16 protein-coding genes are annotated in these 16,740 nt (G+C 63.6%); 8 read left to right on the top strand and 8 right to left on the bottom strand.

The annotated features are described in order from the left end of the window. Window positions 1-18: 18 nt before the first annotated feature. The 7 genes from ACE3OA_RS11745 to ACE3OA_RS11715 all read right to left on the bottom strand — a co-directional run bounded on the left by ACE3OA_RS11745 (window position 19) and on the right by ACE3OA_RS11715 (window position 6,797). Complete coding sequence (locus ACE3OA_RS11745; RefSeq protein WP_374310959.1) at window positions 19-570, bottom strand: chloramphenicol phosphotransferase CPT family protein; 552 nt, start codon at window positions 568-570, stop codon at window positions 19-21. Then, window positions 567-1,274: an ABC transporter ATP-binding protein gene (locus ACE3OA_RS11740; RefSeq protein WP_374310958.1), complete on the bottom strand. Its 708-nt coding sequence runs from the start codon at window positions 1,272-1,274 to the stop codon at window positions 567-569. The genes ACE3OA_RS11745 and ACE3OA_RS11740 overlap by 4 nt, the downstream gene beginning before the upstream one ends. Further along, window positions 1,274-2,008, bottom strand: coding sequence for an ABC transporter ATP-binding protein (locus ACE3OA_RS11735; RefSeq protein WP_374310957.1), 735 nt, complete (start codon window positions 2,006-2,008; stop codon window positions 1,274-1,276). The genes ACE3OA_RS11740 and ACE3OA_RS11735 overlap by 1 nt, the downstream gene beginning before the upstream one ends. Next, complete coding sequence (locus ACE3OA_RS11730) at window positions 2,005-2,970, bottom strand: branched-chain amino acid ABC transporter permease (protein ID WP_374310956.1); 966 nt, start codon at window positions 2,968-2,970, stop codon at window positions 2,005-2,007. The genes ACE3OA_RS11735 and ACE3OA_RS11730 overlap by 4 nt, the downstream gene beginning before the upstream one ends. After that, entirely contained in the window at window positions 2,967-3,848 is an 882-nt protein-coding gene (locus ACE3OA_RS11725; RefSeq protein ID WP_374310955.1) for a branched-chain amino acid ABC transporter permease, read from the bottom strand. The genes ACE3OA_RS11730 and ACE3OA_RS11725 overlap by 4 nt, the downstream gene beginning before the upstream one ends. A 66-nt stretch (window positions 3,849-3,914) precedes the next feature. Further along, window positions 3,915-5,219 (bottom strand): ABC transporter substrate-binding protein, encoded by a 1,305-nt coding sequence (locus ACE3OA_RS11720; RefSeq protein ID WP_374310954.1) that lies wholly within the window; start codon window positions 5,217-5,219, stop codon window positions 3,915-3,917. Window positions 5,220-5,357: 138 nt separating this feature from the next. Next, window positions 5,358-6,797, bottom strand: a complete 1,440-nt coding sequence (locus tag ACE3OA_RS11715) for a hypothetical protein (protein WP_374310953.1) — start codon at window positions 6,795-6,797, stop codon at window positions 5,358-5,360. A gap of 154 nt (window positions 6,798-6,951) precedes the next feature. Between ACE3OA_RS11715 and ACE3OA_RS11710 the strand changes: the two genes are divergently transcribed. Genes ACE3OA_RS11710 through ACE3OA_RS11680 form a run of 7 tightly spaced genes read left to right on the top strand, consistent with a single transcriptional unit; the run spans window position 6,952 to window position 14,562 of the window. After that, window positions 6,952-7,797: a xanthine dehydrogenase family protein subunit M gene (locus ACE3OA_RS11710; protein ID WP_374310952.1), complete on the top strand. Its 846-nt coding sequence runs from the start codon at window positions 6,952-6,954 to the stop codon at window positions 7,795-7,797. A gap of 3 nt (window positions 7,798-7,800) precedes the next feature. Beyond that, on the top strand, window positions 7,801-10,548 hold the full coding sequence (locus ACE3OA_RS11705; RefSeq protein WP_374310951.1) for a molybdopterin-dependent oxidoreductase: 2,748 nt from the start codon (window positions 7,801-7,803) through the stop codon (window positions 10,546-10,548). Beyond that, complete coding sequence (locus ACE3OA_RS11700) at window positions 10,545-12,062, top strand: 6-hydroxynicotinate reductase (protein WP_374310950.1); 1,518 nt, start codon at window positions 10,545-10,547, stop codon at window positions 12,060-12,062. The genes ACE3OA_RS11705 and ACE3OA_RS11700 overlap by 4 nt, the downstream gene beginning before the upstream one ends. Next, a complete protein-coding gene (locus tag ACE3OA_RS11695; protein ID WP_374310949.1) occupies window positions 12,059-12,961 on the top strand; it encodes a UPF0280 family protein in 903 nt (300 codons plus the stop codon). The genes ACE3OA_RS11700 and ACE3OA_RS11695 overlap by 4 nt, the downstream gene beginning before the upstream one ends. After that, on the top strand, window positions 12,948-13,532 hold the full coding sequence (locus ACE3OA_RS11690) for an amino acid synthesis family protein (protein WP_374310948.1): 585 nt from the start codon (window positions 12,948-12,950) through the stop codon (window positions 13,530-13,532). Before ACE3OA_RS11695 ends, ACE3OA_RS11690 begins: the two co-directional genes overlap by 14 nt. Then, window positions 13,529-14,113 carry an amino acid synthesis family protein gene (locus ACE3OA_RS11685; RefSeq protein ID WP_374310947.1) on the top strand — a complete coding sequence of 195 codons (585 nt, stop codon included), beginning with the start codon at window positions 13,529-13,531 and terminating at the stop codon, window positions 14,111-14,113. Before ACE3OA_RS11690 ends, ACE3OA_RS11685 begins: the two co-directional genes overlap by 4 nt. Continuing rightward, complete coding sequence (locus ACE3OA_RS11680) at window positions 14,113-14,562, top strand: MarR family winged helix-turn-helix transcriptional regulator (protein WP_374310945.1); 450 nt, start codon at window positions 14,113-14,115, stop codon at window positions 14,560-14,562. Before ACE3OA_RS11685 ends, ACE3OA_RS11680 begins: the two co-directional genes overlap by 1 nt. A gap of 14 nt (window positions 14,563-14,576) precedes the next feature. Here the strand turns inward: ACE3OA_RS11680 and ACE3OA_RS11675 are convergent, their stop codons facing one another. Further along, window positions 14,577-15,785: an Enamidase gene (locus ACE3OA_RS11675; RefSeq protein ID WP_374310944.1), complete on the bottom strand. Its 1,209-nt coding sequence runs from the start codon at window positions 15,783-15,785 to the stop codon at window positions 14,577-14,579. 161 nt (window positions 15,786-15,946) lie between these two features. Here ACE3OA_RS11675 and modA point away from each other — a divergent pair, with 161 nt between their 5' ends. Beyond that, the gene (gene modA / locus ACE3OA_RS11670) at window positions 15,947-16,735 is read left to right on the top strand and encodes a molybdate ABC transporter substrate-binding protein (protein WP_374310942.1); all 789 of its coding nucleotides are present in this window, start codon (window positions 15,947-15,949) and stop codon (window positions 16,733-16,735) included. Window positions 16,736-16,740: the final 5 nt, after the last annotated feature.

Below are 16,740 nucleotides of genomic sequence, written 5' to 3'. Positions count from 1 at the left end.
GAGCTGAAGGCCTGACGGCTAGAGACCAAAGCGATCCTTGATCATGCGCGCGCCGGCCACCACGGACAGTGTGTCGGTATCAATCTCCAAGTCGTAGCGCCGGCCGGCATGGACCCGGTTGAATTGCCAGCGCGCCAGACCGATCAGGCGATCGCCCCGGCTACGCTCGCGCGCCTCCAGCACTTCCAGGCTCGCCAGGATGCCCACCCAATGTACGCGATAGGGCGCCAGCAGGCGCCGGTATTCGATGGGCTCGTCCGCCAGCATGACGTCGTCGACAATGAGATCGTTGCCGCGCTCTGCAAGGGCCGCGATAGCGTGCCGCATGCCATCCATCAAACGCGCGCCGACCGGACCCGTCTCGATAGCCACCGACGGCTTGCCCGATTCTTCCCCGTTGATGAAGCGAAAACCCTCCGGATGATCGAAATAGCCCGGCGGCAGCATCTCGCAGAAGACATCCATCGAGACATGCAGAAAAGGTGTCTCAGTGATTTCCTGCAGCGCCTTGGCGATTGAGCTTTTTCCGGCGCTACCGACGCCGTTGAGCATGACGATGCGCGCCGTCAACGTCGCACCCCGACGCCGACATAGTGGTGCAGCAAGGACGGATCAGCCCGCAGATGATCCGGCGAAACGATCTCGGCTGACCGACCATTCTCGATGAAAGCGACGCGGTCGGCCACATGGAGAGCCGATTCAACCCGCTGCTCGACCAGAATGGTGGCAACGCCGGATTCTTTCAACTTCGCCACGATCTCCAATATCTTGCCGATCATGATCGGCATCAGCCCTTCGGTGGGTTCGTCGAGCAGCATCACCTTGGGTTCGACGCAGAGTGCCCGGGCTGTTGCCAGCATCTGCTGCTCGCCGCCGCTCAAGGTGCCGGATCGCTGGCGCAACCGCTCCTTGAGCAAGGGAAAGAGGTCCAGCACCCGCGCCAGCGTGTCGCCGCCCTTGTCGCGCGTCATCAGGCCTATCTGCAGATTCTCCTCGACCGTCAGTTCGGAGAAGAGCCGTCGCCCTTGCGGCGTATAGCCGACCCCCTGTTTCGGCACCTCATGCGGCGGCAGCTGTGTCAGGTCCATGCCATCCAGCATAATGCTGCCGCTGCGCGCCTTGACCAGGCCCATGATGGCCTTCAGCGCCGTCGTCTTGCCGGCACCATTGCGTCCCAGCAGGCACAGCACCTCGCCCGGTGCGAGGTCGAGCGAAAAATCGCGCAGGACCTGCACATTGCCATAGAAGCAGTTGATGCGATCGATCTTCAGCATCAAGTTCCCAGATAGGCCCGTTGCACGTCGGCATTCGTCATGATCTCGTCCGGGGTTCCCTCGGCCAGCAGCGTGCCGTTATTCATGACGGTGATGCGGTGGGCCAGTTCCATCACCACATCCATATTGTGCTCGATCAGCAGGATAGTGGCGCCCCGGGCGATCTCTTTCACCAGCGCACAGAAACCGGAGATTTCCTGCTCGGAGAGGCCTTGCGTGGGTTCGTCGAGAATGAGCAGCTTGGGCTGCAAGGCGAGCCCCATCGCCACTTCGAGGAGGCGCTGATGGCCATAGGAGAGTTCGCCGGCCAATTCATCGATGCGTGTCGTCAAGCCGACCCGCGCCAACGCGCTTTCCGTGTCGGCCCGGACCGTCGCTTGGTCCGGCTGATGCCAAAAGGAAATATCGCGGCTCAAATGCCGTTGCGCCGCCAGGGCCACATTGTCGAAACAACTCAGATTGCGAAAGACGCTGGTGATCTGAAATGTATAGACGATGCCCTGCAAGACACGCTCCCAGGATTTCAGCGCCGTGATGTCCCGGCCCTCGAAGGTGATCGAGCCGGCGCTGGGGGTGACCCGGCCGGAGATCATCGAGACGAAGGTCGTCTTGCCGGCGCCGTTGGGCCCGATAACAGCGCGTATTTCGCCTGGCGCCAGGGCGATATCCATGCCGGCCACGGCCTGGATACCACCGAAGCTTCGCGCCAGCCCCTTGGTTTCAAGCAAGCTCATGGAATCCAGCTCCGCCCCCGCGCCCGCAGGGTGCCGGCAATGCCCTTTGGAAAGAACAATACCAGCAGGACCAGCAGGACACCGACGACGATCATGTAGCTGCTGGTATAGTCGCGCGAGATTTCGACCAGGTAGAACATCAGCAGCGTCCCGATGATCGGGCCAATGACCGTACCGACACCGCCCAGCAGCACCCAGAGCAGCGGATAGATCGAATACTGAATGGCGGCGAAACTCGATCCGACATAACCGAAGAAGAGAACGTAGGCGGCACCAGCGGCACCCGACAGCAGCCCGGACATGCCCAACGCCGCCAGCTTGTAGCGGCGCACGTCATAGCCCAGCATCCTGGTCCGCTCTTCGTTTTCGCGGATGGCGATGAGAATGCGGCCGACGGGCGAAAGGACGACCATCAAAGTCAACACCAGCGCCCCGGCAAAGAGCGCCAAGGCAAGATTGTACCGGAGGTCGGGATTGGTAAGGTCAATGGTGAACCCGAACAGCGCAAAGCCACGCGCTGCCTGGGTCAGAGTCAATCCTTCATCGCCATGGGTGATGTCGTTGAAATAAAGCGTCACCAGGAACGCGGCCTGGGCGAACATCATCGTGACGATCATGAAAGCGACACCCGTGGTGCGCAAGGCCACCAGACCGATGGCGACGGCAAGGACCAGTCCGGCCGCCGAACCGATGATGAAGGCAAGCACGGGATGCAGATCTAAATAGTAGACGCCCATGCCGGCGCCATAAAGGCCCGCGGCAAAGAACATCGCATGACCGAGGCTGAGGAGGCCGGTATAGCCGACCAGCAGATTGTAGCCCATGGCATAGACGGCCAGGACCATGATGCTGACGAAATTGGTGTGATGATAGTCGGGCAACAGGAACTGGCACAGGAACAGGAGCGCCAGCAGCCCACCATGGAGCAAGAGGATACGACGCGCCCTGGTGGCCGCATTCATCGCGCCTTGCTCCCGAACAGGCCTTGGGGCCTGAAGACCAGCACCAGCGACACGGCCAGTGTAGCGATGATCTTGGCCAGGGTCGGCGAGAAGAAGACCGAGATGATACCGTCGGAAAGGCCGACGATAAAAGCGGCGAGAATCGTGCCCTTGAGACTGTCGAGCCCCCCGATGATGACGACGATGAAAGAAAGCAGTAACGGATCAAGGCCCATCAAATAATGCGCCTGCTGTAGCGGCACCACCAGGACACCGGCAGCGGCGGCGAGCATGGCGCCCAGGGCAAAGACGGCGGCATAGACACGCGCAACCGGGATGCCGAATGCCTGCGCCGTTTCCCCATCGAATTGGGTGGCGCGCATGATGAGGCCGAATTTGGTGCGCGTGACCCCATACCAGGCCGCGATCAGCAGCAAGGTAGCGGCACCGACCACAACCAGCTTGTAGCCGGAATAGCCGAACCAGGGAAAGACGATGCGGAAATTGATCGGCGCCACCACGGGCCGCGCCTCCGGTCCGTAAATGCTGAGCACCGCCTGCTGCAGGATGTAAAGCAGGCCGATCGTGGCGACGATGGTTGCCTCGGGTTGGTAATTGAGGCGCCGCAGAACGAATCTATCAGCCAGAACGGCGATGGCGCCGACACCGAGCGGCGCCATCGCGAGAGCCAGCAGAAAGCCCCAGAAAGGGGCTTCAGGTACCAGCGACGTGATCCACCAGGCAAGCACGGCGCCCAACATGAAGAACTCTCCATGCGCCACATTGACAATGCGCATGACGCCGAAAACCAGCGACAGGCCAAGCGCCGTCACGGCCAGAACGAAGGCCGCGACTGTTCCTTCCAACAATGCCAGCAGCAGATGCGGCCCCAGACTCAAAGGCGGCAGACTCCGAAAGAAAAGGCGGAAGCGGCCGATCGCCGCCCCCGCTCACGAAACCTCAGCCTAGAGCGGCTGCTTGGTGTAGTCGGTATCGTTCTCGTACATGCCGTCCTCAATCGAGGTCTTGTGTACGACGTTGAGCTTCTGCCCTTCGACCTTGGAGATAAACTGATGGCCATAGCATTGATGCCGCTTGCCATCGAAGGTCTTCTCGCCTTGCGGATGATCGTTGCCGGCAGCAAAGCCAGTAATCGCCTCGGTCGCCTCTATGAGAGCCGCCTTGTCCGCCGGCGATTTATAGCCGCTGGCCTCGACCGCCTGCTTGATGGCATAGAGCGTCTCCCAGCAGCCGAACATGTGCGAGAAGGTTGAAATATCCTTTGGGTCGGCGACGCTGGCGCCATTGCGATCGACGCCGACATGCTCACGGTAGAATTTGTCTTCCGGCGCCTGCTTGGCACCGACATAGCGCGGGTAGGATTCCCAGAAATAGGTCCCCTCGAGGAATTCGAGGCCCGGGCTGGCGAGATCAACCGCTTCCAGCGAGTCGACAAAGCCGAAAATCTGCGGCCGCTGCGACCCGAAATGCTCCCCCATCTCCTTGACGAAGGTGAGCACGCCTGGACCGACCATGACGTGATAGATCACTTCGGTTTCCGCCGGAATCTGCGGGAAATATTTCGTATAGGAGGTTTCCGTCGGCGGGATCGGCAGGAGTGCCGCGATGCTGCCGCCCTGCTTCTCGATGGCCGCGGTGAAGAAGTCCCGGTGGTCGTGGCCAAAGGCGTAGTCGGGGAAGATCATGGTGACCTTCTTGCCCAGATTACCGGCGATCCACGGCGCCATGGAACTGACCTGCGAACGCACATCGGTGATGCCGGGCTGGAAGACATAGCGGTTTAGGGCGCCAGAAGCGACGTGATAGCCCTCGCTCACCACGAAATAGGGCATTTTCAGCTCGCCGGCACGGGGCGCCGATCCGATCACGACATGGGAGAAAAGGGTCCCGAAGACAATGTCGACCTTGTGCTGGCTGGCAAATTTCTCGACCACTTCGGCGCCGCGCTTGGGATCGGTGCCGTCATCTTCCGTGATGATCTCGACCTGCCGCCCGGCGATGCCACCAGCCTCGTTGATGAGCTTTACCGCCGCCTGGGTGGTGCGGTCATACCAGCGGCCATAGGCAGCGCCGATGCCGGTGCTGTGGAGCTGGAAACCGAGTTTCAGCGGCTCGGAGGTCTGCGCCTGGGCATAGCGCACATAACCCGGGGCGAGGCCCAGGGCGCTGGCAGCGCCGATGGTTTTCAGCGCGGAACGTCTTGTGATCAGGCCTTTTTTTGCGCCGGAGCGCGGCGTCTTCTGATTCATCGCACTACTCCCTGTCGTGAGTGGACCCAGAATCGATATGGCAGTTCAATGCGGCGTGCCGGTCTTATGGCGACCGTTTGCACACAAATGATGTCACCAACTAGAACACGGCAGGGCGCAAAACTCAATAAGGCTGCGTCAGCCGATATTGGGTGCAGCCAGCAGCCATAAGCCGAACAGCGTGTAGAGCACCATCAGGATGGCGAGCGGCACCTGCGCTACCACCGCGCGCCAGCCGGTTCCACCCAGGCGGGCGTTCAGCACATGCGCCACCGCGACGGCAACGAGATGTCCCAGCACGACAGCACCCGCCTGCAGGTTCCAGATGATGCTGACGGCGTGATAGTCGTTGAGAAAGGAGGCCGTGACGAAATTGGGCTGCAGTCCAAGCGGATTCCAGCCTCGGTCGAGCGGGTCGCCATAGATCTGGACCACATATTGCAGTTCCATCAGCAGGATCGTGAGATAGTGCGCGAAATGATAGGCGAGTGCTATCGGCACGATGCTGATGACAAGCAGGCCGGCGGCCCGGACCAACCTCCACGTCGGATTGATCAATTGTCCCAGGGCGATGACACCGAGATAGGCGGCGGCAACGACGAGCCAAACGCCGAACAACCCGGTTGTATTGAACGCCAGTACGGCACTGCGGCCGGGGAATTCCAGCGGGTTGATTCCGGCAAGGCTCAGCCAACGAAAGGTCCGGCTGAGGCCGTCGAATGACACGGAACTCAAGGTCATCAGAACAAAAAGCGTGCCGCTGAGCGTCAAGGCCGGCAGATGAAACAGCCGACTTCCCGGCAGGACCAGAAAAAGCCGCCGCCGGGCCGGATCCGCCGGCATGGGCCGGGGATCGATCGGCGAGAGATGCGCCAACAGGCGCAGGAAGAAGCTGAACGGGTCACCCCGCGCCAGCCAGATGTCCTCGCCGAAGAGCACCATGCCCGCGATGGTGACTCCGAGATAGAGCAGGACGAAGCGCGCGAGCCTTGTTGGGTCGTCCGGCGCCAGGTCGACCAGTTCCAGCCATGAAAAGAAGCCGAAGCTCAGGATCGCCGGCCAATGGCCGAGCCAGCCCGGGTACCGCAGCAGCGCCGCCGGCCGGCGCAACAGCGACCGAACCAGGCGACTGGGCGCAATGCTGGGATTGAGATAGTACCACAGGTCCCCGCAGGCCGCCTGGACAAACACGAAACTACCCCACCAGACGGACCAGATCGTGACCGGCAGGGGATTGCTGCGCGGGTCGCGGCTACCGAACAGGCCGCTGAGAATGAGCGCTGTCAGGAACAGGCAGGCGATGGCGCTGATCGCGGTTTGCGATGGAACCCGCAAGCTGCCGATCGGCAGCGACGCCGCGCAGAGCCGTTCGAGGCGCGCGGCCGGCCACAAGAAGATGAGACAGAAGGACGCCAGCACCGCCAGCGTCCCGCCCAGCAGGTAATAGTCAGTCGGCAGCAGGAGCACCAAGCCGCTTTCGCCGGTATGGGCAAAGGCCAACGCAGGGCTGATGACCACCGCGAGGGAAGTGAGCAGCACCAGGGCCGTTTTGCCGGGAAAATCTCTGCCAGGAATCATACTGCAATCCGAAAGGGGCCATCATTCTTTGGGGATTTGGCGATTCCGCGCAATCGGCATCTCGGCCACTTAGCCTCTTGACGCTAAAGCCGCTCGGCAGGACAATCATTTGCATACAAATGAATTAGCCAATCCCGGAGACATTGCGCCCGCCATGTTTTTGCAGCCGGCATCGCTCCACGCAGCCATCGACCTGCTTGCCCAGCATGGGGGCAGATTGATCGCCGGCGGCACGGATTTCTTCCCGGGCCTTGCCCAAGCGCCCGAGACGCGCCCAGTCATCAACATTGCGCATTTGGCCGAATTGTCCGCGATTACCCTCGGGCCCGACCTGATCCGCATCGGGGCGGGTGCGACCTGGAGCGAGATCGTGGCCGCCCCCTTGCCCGGCAGCTTCGATGCGCTGAAGGCGGCCGCTCGCGAAATCGGCTCCATCCAGATCCAGAATCGCGGCACGATCGGCGGCAATCTCTGCAATGCCTCTCCGGCCGCCGACAGCGTGCCGCCCCTCCTGACACTCGACGCGCGGATCGAAATCGCCTCGGCGCGGGGATTGCGCACGCTGCCACTGGCAGATTTCATTCGGGGCAACCGGCAGACCGACCTCGCCACGGATGAGATCGTGACGGCCATCCTAGTGCCGCGTGCCGCGGACGACCTCGCCACATATTTTCTCAAGCTCGGCACCCGGCGCTATCTCGTCATCTCCATTGCCATGATCGCCATCGCCCTCCGGCGCGACGCTGACGGCGCCATAGCCGATGCGCGCGTGGCTATCGGTTCCTGCTCGGCGGTGGCCCAGCGCCTGGGCGACCTGGAAAAAGTGCTCATCGGCTGCCGGACGGTCAGCGAGATTGCCGCCGCCGTGAAACCCGGCAGGCTGGCGGCTCTGTCACCGATCGACGATGTGCGCGCGACAGCCACCTATCGACGCGATGCCGCCGCCACCTTGGTACGGCGAGCCATTCAGGATTGCTTCGCCAAAAGCGGCGGGGCGTGAACCATGCACGATAGCAGCGCAGCCATCCCCTTCACGCTCAACGGCCGCAAGATTGCGGTGGCGACCCCGGCGGAGCGGCGATTGAGCAATGTGCTGCGGGACGATCTGGGCCTGTTCGGGACCAAGATCGGCTGCGATGCGGGGGATTGCGGCGCCTGTACGGTGCTGCTCGACGGCAAACCGGTCTGCGCCTGCCTGATGGCGGCCGGCCAGGTGAGCGGTCGTAGCGTCACCACCATTGAAGGCCTGCCCGACCGATCGCCCATGGCGGCGAAGCTGCAGCAGTCCTTTTTGCGCCATGGCGCCGCACAATGCGGCATCTGCACGCCCGGCATGCTGATCGCAGCCACCGCGCTGCTCGCGGAAAATCCGGCACCGGACGAGGCGGCCGTGAAGGATGCGCTCGGCGGCGTGCTGTGCCGCTGCACCGGTTATCGCAAGATCATCGCCGCGGTGATGGATGTGGGCTCCACCCATCCCGCACCGTCACTGCCGGAATCTGGTGCCGCCGTGGGCGCGCGCATCGACCGCCTGGATGGCATGCGCAAGGTTTCCGGCGCCGACATGTTTGGCGCCGATGGGCATGAATCGGAAGCGCTGTTGCTGCGCGCCATCCGCGCGCCCTATCACCATGCCCGCTTCACTCTGGGCGATCTGGCTGCCTATCAGCGGGCGCATCCGGGCATTCACCGCATCTTCACCGCAGCCGACGTGCCGGGACCTAATTGCTATGGCGTCATCGGGCCCTTCGCCGACCAGCCGGTTTTCGCCGTGGCCCAAACACGCTTCAAGGGTGAAGCCATCGCTGCCATCGTCGGTGATGCGCGGGCGATCGAGGCGCTTGATCTGAGGCAATTTCCCGTGACATGGGAGGAACTGCCCGCAATCCTTAGCCTTGATGCGGCCCTGGCCGCAGATTCGCCGCTGCTGCACGAGAACCGCGCCGACAATGTCCTGGTCCGTGGTCGCGTCGAGCGCGGCGATGCCGAAGCGGCGTTGGCCGCGTCGGACGCGATGGTCGAAGGCGTCTTCGACACCGGCTTCGTCGAGCATGCCTATATCGAACCCGAGGCCGGCATCGCGCGGCGCGTGGGTGACCGCATCGAGGTGCAGGCCTGCACACAATCCCCTTACATGGACCGCGACGACGTCGCCAAGATTTTGGGCATCGCGCCGGAGGCGGTGCGGATCATCCCGACCGCGGTCGGTGGCGGCTTCGGCTCGAAGCTTGATCTCTCCGTGCAGCCTTTCATCGCGGTGGCGGCCTGGCATCTCAAACGGCCCGTGCGCATGGTCTATTCACGGCCCGAATCCATCGCCACCACCACCAAGCGCCATCCCGGGCACATGCATGTGCGCGTCGGTGCTTCGCGGGACGGCAAGCTCACGGCGCTCGATTTCGCTGGCGATTTCAACACCGGCGCTTATGCCTCCTGGGGTCCCACTGTCGCCAATCGCGTTCCCGTCCACGCCTCAGGCCCCTATTTCGTGCCGAACTACCGCGCACGCACGCGGGCCATCCACACGCATGCGGTGCCCGCCGGCGCCTTTCGCGGCTTCGGCGTGCCCCAGGCCGCCATCGCGCAGGAGCAGCTCTATGACATGCTGGCCGAGAAGTTGGGGATCGACAAACTCGACTTCCGCCTGAAGAACGCCTTGGGGCCGGACCAGCCGACCGTCACCGGCCAGATCCTCGGTCCCGGCACCGGCATACGCGCCTGTTTTGAAAGCCTGCAGCCGCATTGGCAGCGCGCGCACGCTGATGCCAAGGCGGCCAACGCGCGTCCCACGCATGTTCGCCGCGGCGTCGGAATCGCCGGCATGTGGTATGGCTGCGGTAATACCTCGCTGCCCAACCCCTCCACCATCCGACTGGGCCTGAAGCCCGACGGTCGTCTCGCCCTGCATCAGGGCGCCGTCGATATCGGACAGGGCTCGAACACCGTCATCACCCAGCTTTGCGCCGATGCACTTGGCGCGCCGCTTGGGAATTTCGATCTCATTGGCGCAGACACCGACCTCACCCCCGATTGCGGCAAGACCTCCGCCTCGCGCCAGACCTTCGTCACGGGGAAGGCGGCGCAGCTGGCGGGCGAGGCTTTGCGCCGGCAAATCCTGCGTCTCGCCAATGCGGGCCCGGAGGCGGCCCTGCACTTCACGCCAGGCCGCATCACCGTTGAGGATGGCAGCGTCGCCCATCCGATCGATCTCGCCGCCTTGCCCCCCGATGCGCGCGGCTATGTGCTGGCCGCCGAAGAAACGTTCGATCCGCCGACCAGCCCGCTCGACGCCGACGGCCAGGGCGTGCCCTATGCCGTCTATGGCTTCGGCGCACATCTGGTGGAGCTTGCGGTCGATACCGAACTCGGCACCGTGCAACTCATCAAAATCACCGCCGCCCATGATGTCGGCCGCGCCGTCAACCCGACCTTGATCGAAGGCCAGATCGAGGGCGGCATTGCGCAAGGGATCGGCCTGGCCTTGATGGAAGAATTCCATCCCGGCAGGGGTGAAAACCTGCATGACTATCTCATTCCCACCATCGGCGATGTGCCGCCGGTCGAATCGATCCTCATCGAGGACGCCTCACCGGTCGGTCCGTTCGGCGCCAAGGGCATCGGCGAGCAGGCGCTTATTCCAACGGCACCCGCCATTCTCAACGCGATCGCCGATGCGACCGGAATCCGCTTGACGCGCGTGCCGGCGACACCCGACCGCATCCGCGCCGCGATCAGGGAGGCCCAGCCATGAGCGAAGCCCCGATGAATGACGTCTCGAACGAGGTCGGACCCAAGATCATCGACGGCAAGATCCGCTGCGATGCCTGCCCCGTGCTCTGCTATATCCGCGACGGCCAGACCGGCGCCTGTGACCGCTATGCCAACAGGGCCGGCGAGCTTGTCCGCGTCGATCCGCATATCCTGCTGAGCCAGGCGCTGTCCGAAGGCCAAGCCGTGGTGCCTTTCGGCGGACAGATGGCCGAATGGGACGGCGACATTCTTCATGCCGGCGGCACCTTCGTCACCGCCATCGGCGCCGGCACGACCTATCCGGACTATAAGCCGGCGCCTTTCATCGTTGCCGCGGAAGTTGACGGCATCGACATGGTCACCGTCGTGACCGAGGGCATCTTCAGCTATTGCGGAGTCAAAATCAAAATCGACACCGATCGGTTCCTGGGCCCGGAACAATCGACCGTGCGCGCGCAGGGCGAGGCGGTCGGCCACGTCACGACCGGCGAATATGGCTCGCAGATGCTCTCGCTGGGCGGCGTCCACCACCTCACCGGCGGATCGAAGAAGGAGGGCCGCGTCACCTGCGACACGCTGCTGGCCCTGTGCAACAAGGAAGCGGTCGAACTCACCATCGACGGCGGTGCCACCGTCATCGTCGCCGCCGGCAAGGCGCCGATCGTCAACGGCGTGGCCGAGGAGCGCATGCGTGTCGGTTGCGGCTCCGCCACCATCGGCATGTTCGCCAAGCAATGGCAGGGCAAGGTCGACGAGGTGGTGGTGGTCGACGACCATATCACCGGCGTTCTCTCCGAACATCAGGCCGGCAAGCTGCTCGGGATTCCCGATACCGGGATCAGGATGCGCGGCCGAAAATCGACGCCGGGACGCTATTTCCAGGTGGCGGAGCCCGGCACCGGCTGGGGCGGCACGGACATTTCCGACCCGCTTTCGATCCTGCTGCCCTTCGACCCCAAGGTGGCGCGGCCAGGCAGCAGCATGCTGATGGTCAGCACCACGGGAGAACATGCCGCCTACTTCGTGCTCGACGAAGCGCTGAAGCCGGTCGAACGCGATCTGCCCAGGCCGCTGCAGGATTCCGTGGCACGCATCAAGGAAAATTGCGAGCCGGCCCTTTCCACCGTGCTGTTCATGGGCGGCGCCGGCGGGAGCTTGCGCGCGGGCGTCACCGAAAACCCCGTGCGCCTGACGCAATCGGTGAAACGCGCCCTTACCCTCGTGACCTGCGGCGGCGCACCGGCCTATGTCTGGCCGGGCGGCGGCATCACGCTCATGGTAGATGTGACCCTGCTGCCGCAGAACGCCTTCGGCTATGTACCGACGCCGGCCCTGGTGGCGCCGATCGAATTCACCCTGCGCCTCGACGATTACGCGGCGCTCGGCGGCCATATGGATCATGTGCAGCGCCTCTCCGCGCTCTCCGCCGACGGACTGAAGCGCCACCAGGTGACACAGCATGGCGAAGCGCCGTGGCCGCTCACCTTCCATAGCCGCACGGACCGGTCGGCATGAGCAAGCGGCAGCAGGCGCGATATCTGCCAGACGGGCGCCGCCTGCATCTGCAGGACGGGCCGATCGACCTTATCATCCAGGCCGACGGTGCTCCGGCCGCGATCGACGCCGCCTATGATGCGGCCTGCGAGCGATTTGCGACCTTGCTCGATGAACTTTGCGCCGAACTGCCGCAACTGCGCCAGCGCCTCACCAAGGACAGCGCGTCACCGCAAGGTGCCGTCGCGCGCCGCATGACCGAAGCCGCTCAACCCTATGCCGCCCAGTATTTCATCACGCCCATGGTCGCCGTTGCCGGCGCCGGGGCCGAGGCGGTTCTCAACGCCATGGTTTCGGCAGCGCCCCTCGCGCGTGCCTATGTGAACAATGGCGGCGATATCGCACTGCATCTGGATGAAGGCGCTACCTTCGAGATCGGCATGGTCGACCGGCCCGACCAGCCGCGCCTCTTCGGCAAACTTGCGATCAGGCACAGCGACAAGGTTCGCGGCATCGCCACCAGCGGTCGCCACGGGCGCAGCTTTTCATTGGGGATCGCCGATGCGGTCACGGTCCTGGCCGCCGATGCCCCTTGCGCCGATGCAGCCGCCACGATGATCGCCAATGCGGTGGATCTCCCCAACCATCCGGGCATCATCCGCGTGCCGGCAGATTCCCTGCAGCCTGACAGCGATCTGGGCCCGCGCCTGGTGACGCGCGCGGTCGGGACACTGAGCAAGGCCGAAATCGCCCGTGCCCTTGCCCGTGGCGTGCGCTTTGCCGATAGTCTCCAGGCCAGCGGCCAGATCCACGCCGCGGCCCTGCATCTTTCTGGCCAGACCCGGCTGGTTCATACATCACCCGGCCTGATGACGACCATCGGGCGAACCAAGGAAGTCGAAGCCCATGCCGCAAGTTGAGATCCGCAAGCGCCTGATCTCCGTCGAGGAGATCTTTCACGAAGGTGGCCCGCGCGCAGCCAAGCCATTGAAGCGCGTTTCCGCCATCGCCGTGATCCGCAATCCCTTCGCCGGCCGGTATGTCGAGGATATTGCTGGCTTCATGGACGATCTGAAGCCGCTGGGTCTCGCCATGGCGCGCGACATGGTGGCGGCCCTGGGCGGCGATCCGAAGATCGTCGAGGGGTATGGGAAAGGCGCCATCGCCGGCTCCAATGGCGAGGCGGAACACGCCGCCCTGTGGCACGTCCCCGGCGGCTATGCCATGCGCGAAGTGCTGGGCGATACCAGGGCCATTGTCGCCTCGACGAAAAAGGTCGGCGGGCCGGGAACGCGGCTCGACATACCGGTTACGCATATCAACGCATCCTATGTGCGCAGTCATTTCGATGCGATGGAAGTCGGCCTCAATGACGCGCCGCGCGCCGACGAATTGCTGTTGGCCCTGGTTATGACGACCGGCCCCCGCATTCATGCGCGCGTCGGCGGCCTCAAAGCCAGCGAGATCAAGGGAGAGGATGGACTGAGATGAAAGCCGAGATCCGGAAGATCGTCACCTTCGTCGAGGAAACGCATCGCGAGATGGAGAAAGGTATCAATCCGCCGACCCGCCGCGCTGCGGCCGTCGCCATCATCGCCAATCCCTTTGCCGGCAAATATGTCGAGGATCTGACGCCGCTGATGGATATCGGTGAGGAACTGGGCGCCTTGCTGGCTGAAAAGGCCGTGGCGGCACTCGGCATCGACGGCGCCAAGGCCGAAAGTTATGGGAAGGCTGCCGCCGTCGGCGAGAACGGCGAGTTGGAGCATGCCGCCGCCATCCTGCATCCCAAGCTCGGCACGCCCGTGCGCAAGGTGCTCGGCAAAGGCGCCGCCCTCATTCCTTCCTCCAAGAAGCGGGGCGGGCTTGGCGTGGTGCTCGACATTCCGCTGGGCCACAAGGACGCTGCCTTTGTGCGCAGCCATTTCGACGGCATGGAAGTGCGCGTCAACGACGCGCCGCGCGCCAATGAAATCATGGTGGCCGTCGCCGTGACCGATAGCGGCCGGCCGCTGCCGCGCGTGGGTGGCCTCACCAAGGACCAGATCAAGGGCGAAGACGGTTTGCGCTGATGGCAAACCCGCAACGCCCGAAAATGCCGGATGCGGACCGCCATTACGCGCTGGACGACCAGATCGGCTTTATCCTCCGCAAGGTGAGCCAGCGCCATACCGCTATCTTCGCCGCCGCCTTCGGCAACGACCTCACTGCCCCGCAATGGGCGACACTCGCCAAGCTCTATGAGACTGGCCCCACCTCGCAAAACCAGCTGGGCCGCCTGGTGGCTCTCGACGCTGCCACCATCAAAGGCGTCGTCGACCGGCTGGGCACGCGGGGCTATATCGAAACCAGTCCCGACCCCGACGACGCCCGCCGCGTTCTCGTGGCACTCACCGAAACCGGCCGTAAGGAAGCCGAACGCGGCTTCCCCATCGCCGCCGCCATCACCGAAGAAACGATGACCCCGCTCGATGCAAACCAGCGGGCGCAAGTGATTGCACTATTGAAGGCGATCAGTTAGCCGACGGCGCGACCTTACCCCAGCTTCCCCTTCACCAGATCCGGGATCTTCGTGGCTGGCGGCGTATTGCGGCTCCGCTGGATACGGGGGATGCCGTCGATGACGACCATGCCGACGCCGGGCAAATCGCCCAGACGCACGGATTCCAGCAGATCTTTGCCTGCCGAATGCTGCGCCTTGTCGAGGAAGACGAAGTCGGCGGCCATGCCCTTTTCGATCAGTCCGGTATCGAGCTTCCGCATCCGGGTCGTGTTGCCGGTGGCAAAGCAGAAGGCGATCTCGGCCGGGATGTCGCCCAGCGCCGACAGCATCGAGACCATGCGCAGGATGCCGAGCGGCTGCACGCCGGACCCCGCCGGCGCATCGGTGCCGAGGATGACGCGCTCCAGCTGACCCATTTCCTTGGCCGTACGCAGCGTATAGAGCGCGGCGCGCTCGTTGCCGTTATGCACGATCTCCAACCCGCGCTTGCAGCCCTCGCAGATGCAGCGGATCTGGCTGTCGGGCAAGGCCGTATGGCCGCCATTGATATGACCCACCACATCGGCATCGACTTCGAGCACCACGTCCTTGTCGATGAGGCCGGAACCGGGGATCGACGGCCCGCCGGTATGGATGGTCGACTGGATTCCGTATTTGCGCGCCCATTCAGCCATTTGGCGACCCGTGATGCCGTCCTTGACGCCGCCGAGGCCGATTTCGCCGAGCAGCTTCACCCCGGCGGTCGCCAGGTCCTTGAAGTCTTCCTCGGTCATGCCTGGCTCGATGACGGGCGCACCGCCATGCACCTTGACCCCGCCGGGGCGGAAAGCGGCAAAGGAGCGCTGGTGAAAGATCGCCATGGCTTTGAGGCCGACAATATCCTTGGGCCTACCCGGCATGTGCACCTCGCCGGCCGAGATCATGGTGGTGACGCCGCCATGGAGCGAGGAATCGATCCAGCCGATCTGGTTCTGGCGCGGCGTCCAGTCGCCAGCAACCGGGTGCACATGGCTGTCGATGAGGCCCGGCGCCAGGGCCGTCCCCTGGGCATCGATGATCGTATCGGCGCCGTCCAGATGCAGATCCTTCTCGCGGCCGACGGCGCTGATCCTGCCGTTTTCGACCAGCACCGCATCCCCGGCGAGGATCGGGTTGGCGATATCGCCGCTGAGGATCAGGCCGATATTGCGGATCGCCAGCCTGGTGGGACCTGAAGCCGCAGCCGGTGCGTCATGCGCCATCGCAAATTCCTCTCAAGCCTTTTGAAACAAATGACTAATCGGCACCGATCTTAGGACAAGGCGGCGCAAGAAGTCACGCGAAAGGCGATCAGATCGGCTTTGACGGCAGGGGCAAATCCGATATATACGGCTGACTACAACGAAACACCGGGGAGCCATCCATGATCGCCTTCTTTACACGCCGTTCGCTTCTTGCTGCGGCAATTGCCGTCACCGCCTTTGCCGCTACGCCGCAATTGGCCAAGGCCGAAGACGGCAAAATCATCGTCTTCGCTGCCGCCAGCCTCAAAGGCCCGCTCGACGATGCTGCCGCCGCCTTCAAGGCAGAGAAAGGCGGCGACGTCGCCATTTCCTATGCCGGCAGTTCGGCGCTGGCCAAGCAGATCGAAAGCGGAGCACCCGCCGACCTCTTCATCTCGGCCGATCTCGACTGGATGGATCATGTCGAAAAAGCCAAGCAGGTGAAGGACGGAACGCGCAGCAACTGGCTGGGCAATACGCTGGTGCTGGTGGCGCCGGCCGACAGCGCGGCTGCGCTGAAGATCGCTCCGGGCTTCGATCTTGCCGGTGCCGTGGGCAACGGCAAGCTCGCCATGGCCGATGTGAAGGCCGTCCCCGCCGGCAAATACGGCAAGGCTTCGCTGGAAAAACTGGGCGTATGGGCCCATGTCGAGGGCAAGGTTGCGCAGGCCGAGAATGTGCGGGCAGCCCTGGCCCTGGTCGCGACCGGCGAGGCGCCCTTCGGCATCGTCTACCAGACCGATGCCAATGCCGATCCCAAGGTGAAGGTAATCGATACTTTCCCGGAGGACTCGCACAAGCCGATCATCTATCCTATCGCTCAGTTGACCGGATCGACGGCGCCGCTCGCGGCTGACTTCCTCAGCTTCCTGAAGTCACCGGCTGCCACGGCCCTGTTCGAAAAGGCAGGTTTCAAAATCCTGAAGTAGGTTTC

Source organism: Dongia sp. (genome assembly GCF_041906375.1).
Classification (GTDB): Bacteria; Pseudomonadota; Alphaproteobacteria; order Dongiales; family Dongiaceae; genus Dongia.
The sequence above is the reverse complement of the archived record's forward strand: the minus strand, read 5'-3'. Positions and strand labels throughout refer to the sequence as shown.

Bases quoted from the DNA above. Each gene is read 5' to 3' on its own strand.
- ACE3OA_RS11715 (WP_374310953.1), bottom strand. From the start codon at position 6,797: ATGATTCCTGGCAGAGATTTTCCCGGCAAAACGGCCCTGGTGCTGCTC.
- ACE3OA_RS11675 (WP_374310944.1), bottom strand. From the start codon at position 15,785: ATGGCGCATGACGCACCGGCTGCGGCTTCAGGTCCCACCAGGCTGGCG.
- modA (WP_374310942.1), top strand. From the start codon at position 15,947: ATGATCGCCTTCTTTACACGCCGTTCGCTTCTTGCTGCGGCAATTGCC.
- ACE3OA_RS11710 (WP_374310952.1), top strand. From the start codon at position 6,952: ATGTTTTTGCAGCCGGCATCGCTCCACGCAGCCATCGACCTGCTTGCC.
- ACE3OA_RS11740 (WP_374310958.1), bottom strand. From the start codon at position 1,274: ATGCTGAAGATCGATCGCATCAACTGCTTCTATGGCAATGTGCAGGTC.
- ACE3OA_RS11700 (WP_374310950.1), top strand. From the start codon at position 10,545: ATGAGCGAAGCCCCGATGAATGACGTCTCGAACGAGGTCGGACCCAAG.
- ACE3OA_RS11735 (WP_374310957.1), bottom strand. From the start codon at position 2,008: ATGAGCTTGCTTGAAACCAAGGGGCTGGCGCGAAGCTTCGGTGGTATC.
- ACE3OA_RS11730 (WP_374310956.1), bottom strand. From the start codon at position 2,970: ATGAATGCGGCCACCAGGGCGCGTCGTATCCTCTTGCTCCATGGTGGG.
- ACE3OA_RS11685 (WP_374310947.1), top strand. From the start codon at position 13,529: ATGAAAGCCGAGATCCGGAAGATCGTCACCTTCGTCGAGGAAACGCAT.
- ACE3OA_RS11705 (WP_374310951.1), top strand. From the start codon at position 7,801: ATGCACGATAGCAGCGCAGCCATCCCCTTCACGCTCAACGGCCGCAAG.
- ACE3OA_RS11720 (WP_374310954.1), bottom strand. From the start codon at position 5,219: ATGAATCAGAAGACGCCGCGCTCCGGCGCAAAAAAAGGCCTGATCACA.
- ACE3OA_RS11695 (WP_374310949.1), top strand. From the start codon at position 12,059: ATGAGCAAGCGGCAGCAGGCGCGATATCTGCCAGACGGGCGCCGCCTG.
- ACE3OA_RS11690 (WP_374310948.1), top strand. From the start codon at position 12,948: ATGCCGCAAGTTGAGATCCGCAAGCGCCTGATCTCCGTCGAGGAGATC.
- ACE3OA_RS11680 (WP_374310945.1), top strand. From the start codon at position 14,113: ATGGCAAACCCGCAACGCCCGAAAATGCCGGATGCGGACCGCCATTAC.